Source organism: Streptomyces sp. NPDC111520, from assembly GCF_055635295.1.
This window is the reverse complement of sequence record NZ_JBVKBW010000033.1, coordinates 1-13299: the sequence shown is the minus strand read 5'-3', so window position 1 is coordinate 13299 and position 13299 is coordinate 1. Positions and strand designations below refer to the sequence as shown.

At 73.0% G+C, this 13299-nt stretch carries 10 protein-coding genes and 1 pseudogene; 6 read left to right on the top strand and 5 right to left on the bottom strand.

Going from position 1 to position 13299, the window contains the following annotated elements:
- The first annotated feature begins 38 nt into the window (after positions 1–38).
- Positions 39–1241, top strand: coding sequence for a GDSL-type esterase/lipase family protein (locus tag ACZ7MY_RS40555; protein ID WP_499610769.1), 1203 nt, complete (start codon positions 39–41; stop codon positions 1239–1241).
- Positions 1242–1272: 31 nt separating this feature from the next.
- Here the strand turns inward: ACZ7MY_RS40555 and ACZ7MY_RS40550 are convergent, their stop codons facing one another.
- Positions 1273–2610, bottom strand: a complete 1338-nt coding sequence (locus ACZ7MY_RS40550) for an FAD-binding oxidoreductase (protein ID WP_499610766.1) — start codon at positions 2608–2610, stop codon at positions 1273–1275.
- Complete coding sequence (locus tag ACZ7MY_RS40545; RefSeq protein WP_499610763.1) at positions 2607–3494, bottom strand: LLM class flavin-dependent oxidoreductase; 888 nt, start codon at positions 3492–3494, stop codon at positions 2607–2609. Before ACZ7MY_RS40545 ends, ACZ7MY_RS40550 begins: the two co-directional genes overlap by 4 nt.
- Positions 3495–3729: 235 nt before the next feature.
- Here ACZ7MY_RS40545 and ACZ7MY_RS40540 point away from each other — a divergent pair, with 235 nt between their 5' ends.
- The 3 genes from ACZ7MY_RS40540 (at position 3730) to ACZ7MY_RS40530 (ending at position 10134) form a co-directional block, all read left to right on the top strand.
- Positions 3730–4200, top strand: coding sequence for a hypothetical protein (locus ACZ7MY_RS40540; protein ID WP_499610760.1), 471 nt, complete (start codon positions 3730–3732; stop codon positions 4198–4200).
- Between the two features lie 193 nt (positions 4201–4393).
- Positions 4394–6439, top strand: a complete 2046-nt coding sequence (locus tag ACZ7MY_RS40535; protein ID WP_499610758.1) for a glycosyl hydrolase family 28-related protein — start codon at positions 4394–4396, stop codon at positions 6437–6439.
- Between the two features lie 242 nt (positions 6440–6681).
- On the top strand, positions 6682–10134 hold the full coding sequence (locus ACZ7MY_RS40530) for a phosphodiester glycosidase family protein (RefSeq protein ID WP_499610755.1): 3453 nt from the start codon (positions 6682–6684) through the stop codon (positions 10132–10134).
- A gap of 43 nt (positions 10135–10177) precedes the next feature.
- On the opposite strand, the gene ACZ7MY_RS40525 is transcribed toward ACZ7MY_RS40530, so the two are convergent.
- Entirely contained in the window at positions 10178–10552 is a 375-nt protein-coding gene (locus tag ACZ7MY_RS40525; protein WP_499610752.1) for a hypothetical protein, read from the bottom strand.
- Positions 10549–11286 carry a MerR family transcriptional regulator gene (locus ACZ7MY_RS40520; RefSeq protein ID WP_499610749.1) on the bottom strand — a complete coding sequence of 246 codons (738 nt, stop codon included), beginning with the start codon at positions 11284–11286 and terminating at the stop codon, positions 10549–10551. The genes ACZ7MY_RS40525 and ACZ7MY_RS40520 overlap by 4 nt, the downstream gene beginning before the upstream one ends.
- 54 nt (positions 11287–11340) lie before the next feature.
- Here ACZ7MY_RS40520 and ACZ7MY_RS40515 point away from each other — a divergent pair, with 54 nt between their 5' ends.
- Positions 11341–11607 carry a hypothetical protein gene (locus tag ACZ7MY_RS40515; protein ID WP_499610746.1) on the top strand — a complete coding sequence of 89 codons (267 nt, stop codon included), beginning with the start codon at positions 11341–11343 and terminating at the stop codon, positions 11605–11607.
- 143 nt (positions 11608–11750) lie between these two features.
- Here ACZ7MY_RS40515 and ACZ7MY_RS40510 read toward each other — a convergent pair whose 3' ends face one another.
- Positions 11751–12680 carry an SMI1/KNR4 family protein gene (locus ACZ7MY_RS40510; protein ID WP_499610743.1) on the bottom strand — a complete coding sequence of 310 codons (930 nt, stop codon included), beginning with the start codon at positions 12678–12680 and terminating at the stop codon, positions 11751–11753.
- 244 nt (positions 12681–12924) lie between these two features.
- Here ACZ7MY_RS40510 and ACZ7MY_RS40505 point away from each other — a divergent pair.
- A pseudogene (locus ACZ7MY_RS40505) lies at positions 12925–13124 on the top strand (hypothetical protein); the annotation flags it as partial.
- Positions 13125–13299: the final 175 nt, after the last annotated feature.

Below are 13299 nucleotides of genomic sequence, written 5' to 3'. Positions count from 1 at the left end.
GCCGTGTGCCCGGTGCCGGTCCCGGGCAGGGAGAAAACGTGACAACAGCGACGCACGCCCTGCGCGCGGTCCCGCTGACCGGGGGCCCGGTGGAGATCCGCGGCGCGCTCGACCTGGAGCGGACGAGGGCCGGGCTGCTGCCGCGCCGTCTCCCGGCGTGGACGCGGTCGCAGTACCCGGACGTCTTCATGGACGAGACGGCCGCCCTGCCCTCCGGCGTACGGCTGGCGTTCCGCACCGCGGCCCGGGTGGTCGAGCTGGAGCTGCTGACCTCGGTCTGGCAGCTGGCGGGGACCTCGGAGCCGCTGCCCGCAGGCGTCGTCGACCTGGTCGTCGACGGCAGGCCCGCCGGCAGCGCCCCCGCGCCGCCCGGGAACGTGCTCCACAAGCCGGACCTCTTCGCCGAGCCCTCCCGGCGTGTGCCGGGGGCGCCGGGCCGGGTCCGGTTCCACGGCCTGGCGGGCGGCGAGAAGGACGTCGAGCTGTGGCTGCCCCAGCAGACCCGCACCGAGCTGGTCGGGCTGTGGGCGGACGCCGAGGTGCTGCCGCCTCGCCCGAGCGGCCGGCGGCGCTGGATCCACCACGGCAGCTCCATCAGCCACTGCGCGGCGGCGGATTCCCCGACCGCGACCTGGCCCGCCCTCGCCGCGGCGCTGGCCGGGGCCGAGCTGCTCAACCTGGGGCTCGGCGGCAACGCGATGCTCGACCCGTACGTCGCCCGGACCATCCGGAACCTGCCGGCCGAACTGATCAGCCTCAAGCTCGGCATCAACATCGTGAACCGGGACGCCTTCCGGCTGCGCTCCTTCGGCCCCGCCGTGCACGGCTTCCTCGACACCGTCCGCGACGGGCACCCGGACGTCCCGCTGCTGGTCGTCTCGCCCATCAGCTGCCCGGTCGTGGAGACCACCCCCGGCCCGACCGCGCCCGACCTGTCGGCGGCCGTCCCCCGGGTGGTGGCCATGGGCTCCCCCGCGGACGTGCCCGGCGGCGCGCTGACGCTCACCGTCATCCGGGCCGAGCTGGCCCGGATCGTCGCCGCCCGGGCCGCCGCGGGCGACCGGAACCTGCACTACCTGGACGGCCGCCGGCTCTTCGGCCCCGGCGACGTCGCCGACCTGCCGGACGACCTGCACCCCAACGCCGCGGGCTACCGGCGGATGGGCCGGCGCTTCGCGGCGCTGGCCTTCGGGCCGGGCGGGCCGTTCGCGGACCCCCGGCGGCCCGGCCCGGGACAGTGACCTTGGCCCCCGGGGCCCGGGCCTGACAGGGTCAGTCGAGGGCGAGGGGCCGCAGGACGCCGTCCGGGTCGTGGCGCCGCCACAGCTCACGCACCCGGGTGCCGGTCGCTCCCGGGTAGGCGCGGTCGAAGACCTCGGGGCCGGTGCCGCTCTCGAAGTTCACGTAACTGCCGCCGCCGTGCTCCCGGACCGGCTTCCACAGCCGGTGCAGATCGTCCTGCCCGTGCGGCGGGAAGAGGTTGCCCTGCGCCAGGACCCGCGCGCCGCGGTGGGCGTAGGCGGTGGCGCCGGCCGGGACGTCGTCGATCGCGCCGCCGAGCGAGCGCAGCTGGACGAAGGCCGGCCGGCGCCGGTCGCCGGCGGTCGCCATGACGGCGCGGGCGGCGTCCCGGGTCATCGCGGGCAGCAGCGAGTTGGTGCTCACCACCGGCTGCTGTCCGGTGTTCGCGTGCTGGTGGGCGGTGGAGACGAGCGCGGTGTACGGGGCCGGCTGGGCGGTCGCCTGCAGCGGGCGGTGCCGCCCGGCGAGCAGCGGGCCGAGCGCCTCGCGGACGCGGCCCGGGTCGTCGTCGGCCGCGGCGACGGTGACGGAGAGCGCCAGCCCGGCACCGTCGGACAGGATGTGGGCGGCGGAGGTGAGCACGCGGGGCGCCGCGGCCATCGCGGACGCCCACTGGGCGAGGGCGCCGCCCGCCGGGTCGGCCTCGAAGACCAGCTGGGCCACCGCGATGTCCCCGAGCTCCATCGCCTCGACCTCGAACGCGGTCACGATCCCCACGCCCGCGCCCGCCCCGCGTACCGCCCAGAACAGGTCCGGGTGGTGCGTGGCGTCGGCGCGCAGCGCGGTCCCGTCGGCCAGGACGAGTTCGACGGCGCGGACCCGGTCGACGGTGAGGCCGTACGTGCGGGCGAGCCAGCCGATGCCGCCCGCGGTGGCCAGGCCGCCGGCCGCGACGTTGCCGTGGTCGCCGGAGCTGACGGCCAGCCGGTGGGCCGCGAGCGTGGCGGCCGCCCGGCCCCAGCGGGCGCCCGCCCCGATCCGCACCAGCCGGGTCGCCCGGTCCAGGACCCGTACCTCGTCGAGCCCGGAGAGGTCGACGACGACACCGCCGTCGTTGGACGACCGGCCGGACAGCCCGTGGCCGCCGGAACGCACGGACACCGGCAGTCCCTGCGCCCGGGCCGCCGCGAGGGCGGCCGCGATGTCGCCGGGCCCGCGGACGAGGACCACGGCGGCGGGACTGGCGACGGTGGTGTAAGTGGAACGCAGCAGCGGGTAGCGGGAGTCGCCGGGGAGCACGGTCCGCCCGGCCAGGGCGGCGGGCACGGCGAAGGCCGCGGCCGGGGCGGCGCCGTGACCGGCCGTCATCGGGCCACCCGCTCGCGGACGGCGGGCACGACCTCGCCGGCGAAGACCTCCAACTGCCGCCGGTGGGCGGTGACGGGCCAGAACACGAAGGTGTCGAAGCGCAGCCCCGTCGCCCACTCGGCGAGCGTGTCGGCCCAGTGGCCGACGTCGCCGTTCAGACCGGGGGCGCCGGAGCCGCCGATCACGCCGATGACGTTGTAGATGCGGCGGACGCGCGCCGGATCGCGCCCGGCGGCGCGGGCGGCCTCGTCGACGATCCGCTGGCGCTCGGGCACCTCCCGGGGCGGCACGTAGATGTTCAGCGGGGAGATCCAGCCGTCCGCGGCCCGGCCCGCGACCGCCAGCATCCGCGGCCGCTGGCCGCCGAGCCACAGCTCGACCCGGCGCGGTGGCACCGGCCCGGCCTGGTAGCCGGGCACGGTGAGGACCTCGCCGTGGTGCCGCACGGGCCCGCCGTCCAGGGCGGTCCGCATGATCCGCAGCGACTCCTCGGTGTAGGTCACGACCTCGCGGGGCGGCATCGGCTGCGCCCCCATCGAGCCGATCGCCTCCGGTATCCCGCCGCCGCCTACGCCGAGCCGGAACCGGCCGCCGGAGGCCGCGGCCAGACTGGCGGCGGTCTTGGCCAGCATGACGGGCGGCCGCAGCCGGAGGTCGGCGACGTCGGTGAAGACGGAGACGCGCGAGGTGCGGGCCGTGACGAGGGTGGACAACGTCAGGGCGTCGAGGTGCCCGGGCTGGTACGGGTGGTCCTGCACGGCGAGCAGGTCCAGCCCCGCGGCGTCCGCGGCGGCGGCCAGCTCCAGCGTCTCCGGCAGCCGGGCGGCGTCGGGGTCGAGGCTCAGCCCGAAGCGGAGCCGCTGTGCACGGTCGGTGGTGTCCATGGCTTCAGCGTCGAGGGCCCGGCGCGCTCGGCAAAGACAAGGGTAAGTAACTTATTTTTAGTAAGCAACTTTCCATGCGCGGCCACCATCTCCAGGCGCCGGGCGCCTCCGGCCGGCCGCTCTCCTCGGCGCCTTGGTGCGACTGCTCGACCGCCCTGCCGCCGGAATGGACAGCGGCGCCGGGGTCGGCCAGGCTGCGTCGGCGATCATGTGCGACCGAGGGGTGGGGAGTTCGATGGAACACGTCCGATTCCGGCTGACCTGGTACCAGCGGATGATGCCGCTGCTGCCCGCAGCAGTCGCCGTCACCCTGATGACGGGCGTGCTCCCACTGCTCTCCCCCGCCTCGTCCGGCCCCGGACTCACCTTCCCGGTGGGCGTGTGGCTGGCGCTGCCGGTGGTGCTGTTCTCCTCCGCGCGCTTCGGCGTCACGCTCACCCCCTCGGAGGCGGTGGTGCACAACCTCCGGCGCAGGACGATCCGCTGGGCGGACGTCCAGGGCATCTGGGTGGAGTCGAGCTTGGGGGTGCGGCGGGTGGTGATCCGCGAGGCGGACGGGCGTCTCACCCGCCTGCGGGCGCCCGTCACCGGTTTCCTGAGCCAGGACGCCGCCTTCGAGGAGAAACTCGCCGCGATCGGCGAGTGGTGGCTGCGCCATCGCGGACCCGAGTGGGCTCCCCGGCCCCAGCCGTGGCGGAGCTGGTGAGCCGCCTGTGCAACGAGTCACGTAAGCCGCGCAAAAAATAAACAGGCAGCCGCACTTGTTCATCATCCTGCCGAAAACCTCGCGCAGGAGCCTTGTGGACCGGCCTGACGGGTCCTTACTGTCACCTCACCTCACGACGTCCGCTCCGCCTCGAACGTCCCGGGCGGTCGCGCCTTACGAGAGAAGAGCTGGGATGACACGGAGCAGCAGGAGTGCGTGGCGAAGAGCCGTGGCGGTGGTCGCGGTGGCGGCCGGCCTCGGTGCCGGCATCGGCCCGGCCGGCGCGACGGCCCAGGCCGTCACCGCGTCGGCGAAGGGTGCGGCCGGGCCGGTCGTGACGCGGGCGGCACTGGACCCCGCGCTGGTGGAGGGCCGCGGCGCGGACCTCGGGTTCGTGGAGCAGGAGGCCGAGAACGCCGCCACGAACGGCGAGGTCATCGGCCCCGACCGGACCGCCTACACCCTCCCCGCGGAGGCGTCGGGCCGCAAGGCGGTGACCCTGCGGCCGGGCCAGTACGTGGAGTTCACGCTGCCGAGCGCCGCCAACGCGATCACCGTCCGCTACAGCATCCCGGACGCGCCCGCCGGGGGCGGCATCACCGCGCCGCTCGACGTGACGGTGGACGGCCGCGCCCGCAGGACGATGACGCTGACCTCGCAGTACGCCTGGCTCTACAACCAGTACCCGTTCTCCAACGACCCCCGTGCCGGGCTGCTCCACGACGACTGGTGGATCACCGAGTGCGGCTGCGTCCCCAACGCGACCACCCCGGCACCGGTCATCGCCAAGCCCTTCCGCCCGAACCACTTCTACGACGAGCAGCGCCTGCTGCTCGGGCGGACGTACAAGGCGGGCGACCGCGTCCGGCTGACGGTGCCCGAGCGGGCGGGGGCCGTGCCGACGACCGTGGACCTCCTCGACTCACAACTCGTCGCGCCGCCCCGCGTGTCCCTGCTCGCCGCGAACGTCCTCGCCTTCGGCGCCGACCCGACCGGGCGCCGCGACTCCGCCAAGGCCCTGGACCAGGCGATCGCCTTCGCCCGCCGCGCGCACCTGAAGGTCTACGTGCCGCCGGGCACCTACCAGGTCAACCGGCACGTCATCGTGGACGACGTGACGATCGAGGGCGCAGGCAGCTGGTACACGGTCTTCAAGGGCAAGGAGGTAGCGCTCGACTCCCCCGCCCCCGACAACTCCGTCCACACCGGCGTCGGCTTCTACGGCAAGGACGCGTCGGCCGGCGGCAGCCGGGACGTCCACCTGTCGGGCTTCGCGATCGAGGGCGACGTCCGCGAACGCATCGACACCGACCAGGTGAACGGGATCGGCGGTGCCATGAGCGACTCGACGATCCAGGGCCTGTACATCCACCACACCAAGGTGGGCATGTGGTTCGACGGCCCGATGTCGAACCTGCGGATCACGGGCAACGTCATCACCGACCAGATCGCCGACGGCCTCAACTTCCACACCGGCGTGACCGATTCCGTCGTCCGCCACAACTTCGTCCGCAACTCGGGCGACGACGGGCTGGCGATGTGGTCGGAGAAGACCGGCAACGCCCGCAACACCTTCGACCGCAACACCGTGCAGACGCCGGTGCTCGCCAACGGCATCGCGATCTACGGCGGCACCGACAACACCGTCTCCGGCAACCTGATCGCCGACCCGATCCGCGAGGGCAGCGCCCTCCAGGTCGGCTCCCGCTTCGGCGCCGAGCCGTTCACCGGGCACCTGTGGATCACCGGCAACACGACGGTGCGGGCCGGCACCTACGAGCTGAACTGGAACATCGGCCTCGGCGCGATCTGGTTCTACGCCCTGGAACGGAACATCGACGCCGACATCCGCGTGACCGGCGACCACTTCCTCGACAGCACCTACAACGCGGTCATGCTGGTCGCCGACTGGCCGGTGAAGGACACCTACTCGATCACGAACGTGCACTTCAAGGACATCCGGGTGGACGGCACCGGCACCTCGGTCGTCAGCGCCCGGGTCGCCGGCTCCGCCACCTTCGAGAACGTCGACGCCCGCAACGTCGGCGCGGTCGGCGTCAACAACTGCGGCTCCTTCAACTTCCCCGCCACCGGCTCCGAGTTCTCCCTGACCGACCTCGGCGGCAACGACGGCGGCGGCACGACGGGCCCCTGGCTGGGCGCGTGGGAGCTGCCCAACACCATCACCTGCGACGACCGTCCCCCGGTCGTGGCGCCTCCGGGACCCGCCCCCTGGTGACCGGCGTCCGCGCCTGACCCGCGGGTCCCGCCGCGCAACGCCCCGGCCGTTCGACGGCCGGGGCGTTCCGTACGTCCGACCGGGTACGGCGGCGCCGCGGGGGCGACTTGACCGAATCCATAACGTCGCACCCCCTCCGGGTCACCTGCACATCCACCACCGGAAACCCGCGCTTCGCCGAACGGGTGTCGGGTGGACACGGGCCGGCGCCCAGCCGGCCCATCACTGGTAAGGAACACGCAATGACACTTCGCGGGAACAGAACCGCGGGGACCGGCGCACGCCGGACCGCCGTGGTCACCGCGCTGGCGCTGGCGCTGACCGGCGCCGTGGGCGGGGCCGTGGCCACCGCCTCGGCGCCGGCGGGCGACGAGGCCGTCCAGGGCCACACGCCCGACCGTGACTGGCTGCCGCAGACGCCGCAGAACTGGCCGCTCGTGGTGGACTACACCCGCACCCCCGCCGAGACGGTCACGCGCGGTCTGCAGCACTTCAGCGAGACGTACGACACCGTCGGCGGCCGCCAGCGCGTCCAGGTGCTCAGCGCCGACCTCGGCGACCCGAACCTCCGGGTCGGCATGGTCGAGGCCGGCGACACGATCACCGACCCGGCGGACGAGACGCCGTCCTCGATGGCCCACCGCACCGGCGCCGTGGCCGGCGTGAACGGCGACTACTTCGAGATCCACGCCAGCGGACGCCCGCTCGGCGGCATCATGACCGACGGCCGGCTGCTGAAGAGCCCCAAGCCGGGCTTCGCCTCCCAGCTGGGCGTCAAGCCCGACGGCACGATGGTCATGGGCCCGCAGACCTTCTCCGGGACGATCACCGCCGGCTCCGCGACCCGCGCGCTCACCTCCGTGAACACGGTGAACGACCTGACGGCGGGCGGCATCACCGAGGTCACCCCCGACCTCGGCGAGACCCCCGGCCTGCCCAAGCCCTCCACGCTGGTGCTCGGCCACGTCACCGACGGCGGGTTCGTCGTCGACGAGGTGCGGACCGGCGTCACCACCGTGCCGCGGCTCTCCACGGACCAGCTGGGTCTGCTCGGCGCCGGCGACGGCGGACAGTGGCTGACCGACACCCTGCACGGCGGCGACACGGTGGGCATCGCCACCGCGCTCTCGCCCGACAACGATGTCACGCAGCTGATCAGCGGCGTCGACACGCTGGTGAAGGACGGCGCGGTCTACAAGGACCCGACCGGCACCCCGCCGAGCGGCGCCAACCCGGAGACCGCGGTCGGCGTCACCAAGGACGGCAAGCACGCCATCGTCGTGGCCGTCGACGGCCAGGGCGGCGCCACCAGGGCCTTCGGCGTGACCCGTGACCAGGTCGCGGGCTACATGGTCGCCCACGGCGCGTACGACGCCATGCTCTTCGACGGCGGCGGCTCCACCGGCATGGTCAGCCGCGCCCCCGGCGCCGACCGGGCCGAGATCGTCAACACGCCCTCCGACCAGCCCGGCAACACCGAGCGTCCGGTCGCCAACGGCATCTTCTTCTACTCCACCGCCAAGGAGGCCGGCCCGGCCGCCGAGGTCGTGGTGAACGGCGGCGAGCAGGTCACCACCGTCGCGGGCGGCACCGTCCCGCTCGCGGTGCACTCCGTCGACCGGCTCGCGAACCCGGCGGCCGGCCAGGTCCACGTCCGCGTCGAGCCCTCGTCGCTGGCCTCGTACGAGAACGGCAGGCTCACGCCGCACCGTACGGGCTCGGGCCGGATCATCGCGTCGAACGGCCGCGTCTCCACCTCGGAGAAGCTCGAGGTCGTCAGCAAGCTGAAGACCCTCACGGTCTCGCCCGACAAGGCCGACCTCGGCAACGGCGCCACCCAGCAGCTGACCCTCTCCGGCACCGTCAAGGACGGCGGCGCGGTGCAGATCCCCGCCGAGGCCGCGACGTGGAAGGTCACCCCGGAGAACCTGGGCACCGTCGACGCGCACGGCCTGTTCACCGCGAGCGCAGACGTCGGCGGTCTGGCCGAGGTCAGCGCCGAGGTCGCCGGCACCACCACGACCACCTCGGTCGCCGTCGGCAGCGTCAGCAAGGTCATCGACCCGATGACCAGCCTCGACGTCTGGCGGCTCAGCAACAACACCACCGGCCTGCCGGCCACCCTCGCCGCCGACCCCGGCGTCCTCCCGCCCGGCTCCACCGAGTCCGGCTCGCTGCGCCTGGACTACTCGATGCCGGCCGGCTCCGGCGTCAAGCAGCTGGTGCTCTCGCCGCGCACGACGCTGAAGACCGACACCGTGGGCGGCCAGGTCCCCACCGGCATCGGGGTCTGGATCAAGGGTGACGGCAACGGCATCGAGCTCGCCGAGAAGTACATCGGCGTCAACGGCTCGTCGACCACGCTGTACCCGACGTTCGTGACGTGGAAGGACTGGCACCTGGCGGTCGCGCAGCTGCCGGCGGGCATGCAGTTCCCGCTGACCATCAGCTTCATCGACTTCCTGGCGATCAGCCCCAGCACCGCCTACAGCGGTTCGCTGAACGTCGCGGGCCTGCAGGCCCTGTACTCGCCGCGTCCGGTCACGGTGCCCGAGTACCACGCGATCCCCGACAACCCGAAGTGGCTGTCCTTCGAGGAGGACTCCGCCGACTTCGCCAAGCGCGGCACCACGATCCTCACCGGTGACGACGCGCACCTGCTCGCGAGCGACCCGGGTTCGGTCAGCAGCAACGTGATGGACTCCATCGCCCGGCGGCTGCCCACCCTGACCCCGCAGGCACGCCCGGACTCCGCGCAGTTCCTCGGCGACATGCCCGACGACGGCAAGCCGGCGGACCTGCAGTACGCCAAGTCCAAGATCGACGCCCTCGGCATCCCCGGCCGCGACATCGTCGGCAACCACGAGATCACCCAGGGCGCCGACGCGGAGAACGGCAACTACAACGACACGTTCGGCGAGACGCACTACGCGTACGGCCAGGGCGCGGCGCGGCTGATCGTCACCGACAACTCGCACGGCAGCCTGCAGTCCTCGGACCCGTTCCAGAACCCCGAGGGCGTGCAGTACCCGTGGCTGGTCCAGCAGCTGACCGAGGCCACCGCCAAGGACGTGCTGGTCATCACCCACATGCCGGCCTACGACCCGCACCCGGCCGCGAACAGCCAGTTCACGGACCGCTGGGAGGCGCGGATGTACCTGCGGCTGGTGCAGCGCTACCAGGAGACGCACCCGAAGCAGCACGTGGTCATGATGTACGGCCACGCGCGCGGCTTCGCCGAGCAGATCCTCGACCCCGAGGGCCGGAGCGTCAGCACCGAGGACGGCGGCATCCCGCAGTTCACCTTCGCCGACCTCGGCATGCCGGCCTACGCCCCGGCGGACCAGGGTGGCATCTACCACTTCGGTCTCGTCCGGATCGGCGACGACGGCGACCTGCAGTACACCGTCGAGCCCGCGCTGGCCTCGATCGACGTCACGGGACCCAAGGACCCGATCGCCCGCGGCGACCGCGTCACCCTGACCGCGACCGGCGACCAGATCGCCGGTGACAACATCGCACCGCTCACCATCCCGATCGCGGACCCCGCGTCCCACGTCTGGACCTCGAGCGACACCAAGGTCGCCTCGGTGGACCCGTCCACCGGCGCCCTGACCGCCCACCGCTCCGGCATCGCGACCATCACGGTGACCAGCGGCGGCGTGACGGGCACGGCCCAGGTCACCGTCCGCTGACCCCGCAGGGGTGCCCGCCCGCGCGGGCACCCCTGTCGCGGGCCTACAGCCACTGCCCCCATCCGAACGCGAAACGGTAGGCGCCGTCCGCCGCCTCCGTTCCCCGGCATCCCCCCAGTAGCAGGATCCCCAGGGCCAGCAGGAACAGCCCGGCGAAGGCACCCGCGATCAGCGCGCCGACGGCCGGACCGGCGCACGCCCCCACGACGCCACTGGTGACCGCAACCGCACCCAGCCCCACGTGGGCGTCCCCGCGATCCGCGCGCAGCACCTCGCGTACCGCGCCCCGGTCACCGCGCAGATCGGCCGCGTACCGCTCCCGCGCCGCCTCCGGATCCGCGGCCCGGCCCTCCGGCCACTCCTGCGCGGGCCCGCGCGTGAACGGCGGCACGCCGTCGGGGCCCTCAGAACCGCTCACCGCCCCACCCCCAGTCCCGCGCGGATCAGCGAGTCCAGCCGCCGCCAGGCCGGGGAGGCGGCGTTGACCCTGTCCTGGACCAGGGCGGGGATCCCGGAGGCCGCGTCCCCCTGGGGCGGCGGGCCCGAGCCGTAGCGGCGCAGGGTCTCCTCGACGATCCGCCGGGCGAGGTCCTCGACGCGCGGATCCTCCGGGTCGAGGCCGTACGCCTGGTCGTAGCGGAGGAAGAGCCGCCGCAGCGCGGGATCGGACAGCATCTCGCCCTGGTCCCGGAAGAGTTCGGCCGCCCCGTCCGGGTGGGTGGCGAAGACCAGGATCCACAGGTCCCTCTGGAGCTCGACCCACCGGGCCGTGAAACCCCACCGCTTCAGGGCCTCCAGACGCCCGTGGACCCCGGCGGGCAGCAGTGCCGGCTCCCCGGAGGCGAGCGCGCGCAGCCGTGACTGCGTGGCCTGCAGTCCGCGGATCCGCTCGGTCAGCCGTCCGTCGATGTCGTCCAGGGCCCTGCGGAACTCCTCCTCGCCGGCCGCCCTCAGTTCCCGGACGCGGGCCAGGGGGACGCCGGCTTCGGCGAGCGTACGGATCCCGATGAGGGCGACGACGTCGTCCGCGCCGTAGCGCCGGTAGCCGGAGGCATCGCGGCCGGGCTCGGGGAGCAGCCCCTTGGCGTGGTAGACGCGGACGGTCTTGACCGACACCCCCACGTACCCGGCGAGCTGTCCGATGGTGATCACCCGGCCATCGTGGCACTTGACCCTGCCCCTGGGGCAGGGCCGCACCATGGCGCCATGGTGAACACGAACTTCGACCGCGGGACCCTGCGCGAACTGGCCGACGCCGGGAACGAGACCGCCCTCGACCGGCTGGCCGAGCTCGCCGACGCCGCCGGGGACACCGAGGAGCTGAGCGAGCTCCTCGACGAGGGCTCCACGCGCGCGGGCCTCCTGCTGACCCGCCGCGCCTGCGCCGCGGGCGACCTGCGCGAGCTGCAGCGCATCGCCGACGCGGGATACGAGGAGGCTGGGCACGAACTCGACCGGCTGCTGGCCGGATAGGCGCGGGGCCCGGCCTCAGACGGCCAGGAGCGCGGCGAGCAGCACGGCCGCCGCCGCGGGTGGGTTCGGATCCCACACCCTCCGCGACAGGCAGGCAAAGGTGCTCGGCAGAAGGGCTGCTCTCGCCTCAGGTCGTCGGCGCCTCAGGTCGTCGGCACCGGAAGCGAAACCCGTCGCCCCTGCCCGAAGTCCTCGGTCGCATCGTCACCGACGACGGCAAGGCTCCCCGTGGGGACACCGGGCAGCGTTGCGACGCGGGAGGCGACGGCCAGGAGTTCCTCTTCACCTGCTCCGGTGATGGAGAAGACGTACGTCTCCGCCCCTTCCTCACCATCCATGAAGACCTCTACGTCGCCTTGCTCTTCGAGACCGGTCAAGAAGTCCTCGACCTCTTCGATCCAGGGATACGGAGAGGCGCCGGTCGGCAGGTGGGGCACCGGCGACAAGGGAACGTGAATCTCTACAACCGGGACGGGTGAGAGCACCACCCTGTCACCCGTGCGGTGCAGCCAGTCATGCGTCATGGTCCAGCGGTTCCGGGCGGATCGCATCCAGCTGGGGCCGGGGACGTCACCGTTGACCATGGAGTGGAGGAACTCAACCATGCCGGCGTCGAATCGGTAGGTCGTCGCAGGACCCCGTGCCCACATGACCACCGGCCATGCGTCAGGGTCGTCGCCCTCGGTCAGCCAACAAAAGAGGTCCCCGTGTGCGTTTTCACCCCACGTCAGTAGGCCGCCCGGCTCGGGATACACGGAGTAGTCGGCGCCGCCCCAGTCGTTGCCGCCCGCCCTGTCGAAGGTTGCGGCGATTCCTGAGACGTGGAGGTCCACCAGACCCTCGAATCCGGCGGGACTGCCAGGTGTGAGCGCTACCGAGGACGGCGCGTGGACCTCGAAGTTCAACGAGTACGGGGTGCTGAAGTACCCACCGCCATAACGATCCACGAAGGCCTGATAGTCCGAGGGAAAGGCGAACCCCACCTCTGCACGCGACCGCTCCCAGGGAGGCTGGGCGACCGAAGCCTCGGGCGGAGGCAGCAACTGGGCCAATCGTTCCAAAAAGTCGGTCACCGAAGGCTCCAAGTGGCTCTCTTGCCCAGGTTCAGCCGAGTCATCCGGCGTCGCCGGCCGGAGCCTCAGACGGCTCAGTCCGCCGGACGCCCGTGGCCGCACGATATCGGAGGCCAGCGTGGCGGCCTCGTGCTGTCACCGAGGGGTCCCGCCATACCTGCCGGGAGGAACCGGTCACCCGGAACGTGGCTTCCCTCGTGGAGCCGCCCGAGCTCGTCGGCCGGAGCTCTCCCTGGACGGCGGGGTCCGTCTGCACGACGCCCGGCACGGCCGCACGACGCTGCTGACGGCGGCCGGCGTGGCTCCCCGTGCGGTGATGGAGATCCTGGGTCACAACCAGATCAGCATCACGATGGACGCCCACGGGCACGTGACATCGGACACACAGCGTGAGTCCACCGGGCCATGGACCGCCTGTTCCGGTGCCGCCTCGACCGCCCGTGACCGCCCCGCTCGATGTCACCCGTGGACGCCGAACGCCCCGGACCGATCATGGTCCGGGGCGTTGTCGCTGCTCCCAACTGGAGCCGCCTGTCGGGTTCGAACCGACGACCTTCGCTTTACAAGTTCGTCCGCAGCAGCGTGCGTGCCGCGGCGCTCATGCTACGAAGCCTCAAGG

Coding starts and splice junctions, on each gene's coding strand:
- ACZ7MY_RS40530 (WP_499610755.1), top strand. CDS start 6,682: ATGACACTTCGCGGGAACAGAACCGCGGGGACCGGCGCACGCCGGACC.
- ACZ7MY_RS40550 (WP_499610766.1), bottom strand. CDS start 2,610: ATGACGGCCGGTCACGGCGCCGCCCCGGCCGCGGCCTTCGCCGTGCCC.
- ACZ7MY_RS40535 (WP_499610758.1), top strand. CDS start 4,394: ATGACACGGAGCAGCAGGAGTGCGTGGCGAAGAGCCGTGGCGGTGGTC.
- ACZ7MY_RS40545 (WP_499610763.1), bottom strand. CDS start 3,494: ATGGACACCACCGACCGTGCACAGCGGCTCCGCTTCGGGCTGAGCCTC.
- ACZ7MY_RS40540 (WP_499610760.1), top strand. CDS start 3,730: ATGGAACACGTCCGATTCCGGCTGACCTGGTACCAGCGGATGATGCCG.
- ACZ7MY_RS40515 (WP_499610746.1), top strand. CDS start 11,341: ATGGTGAACACGAACTTCGACCGCGGGACCCTGCGCGAACTGGCCGAC.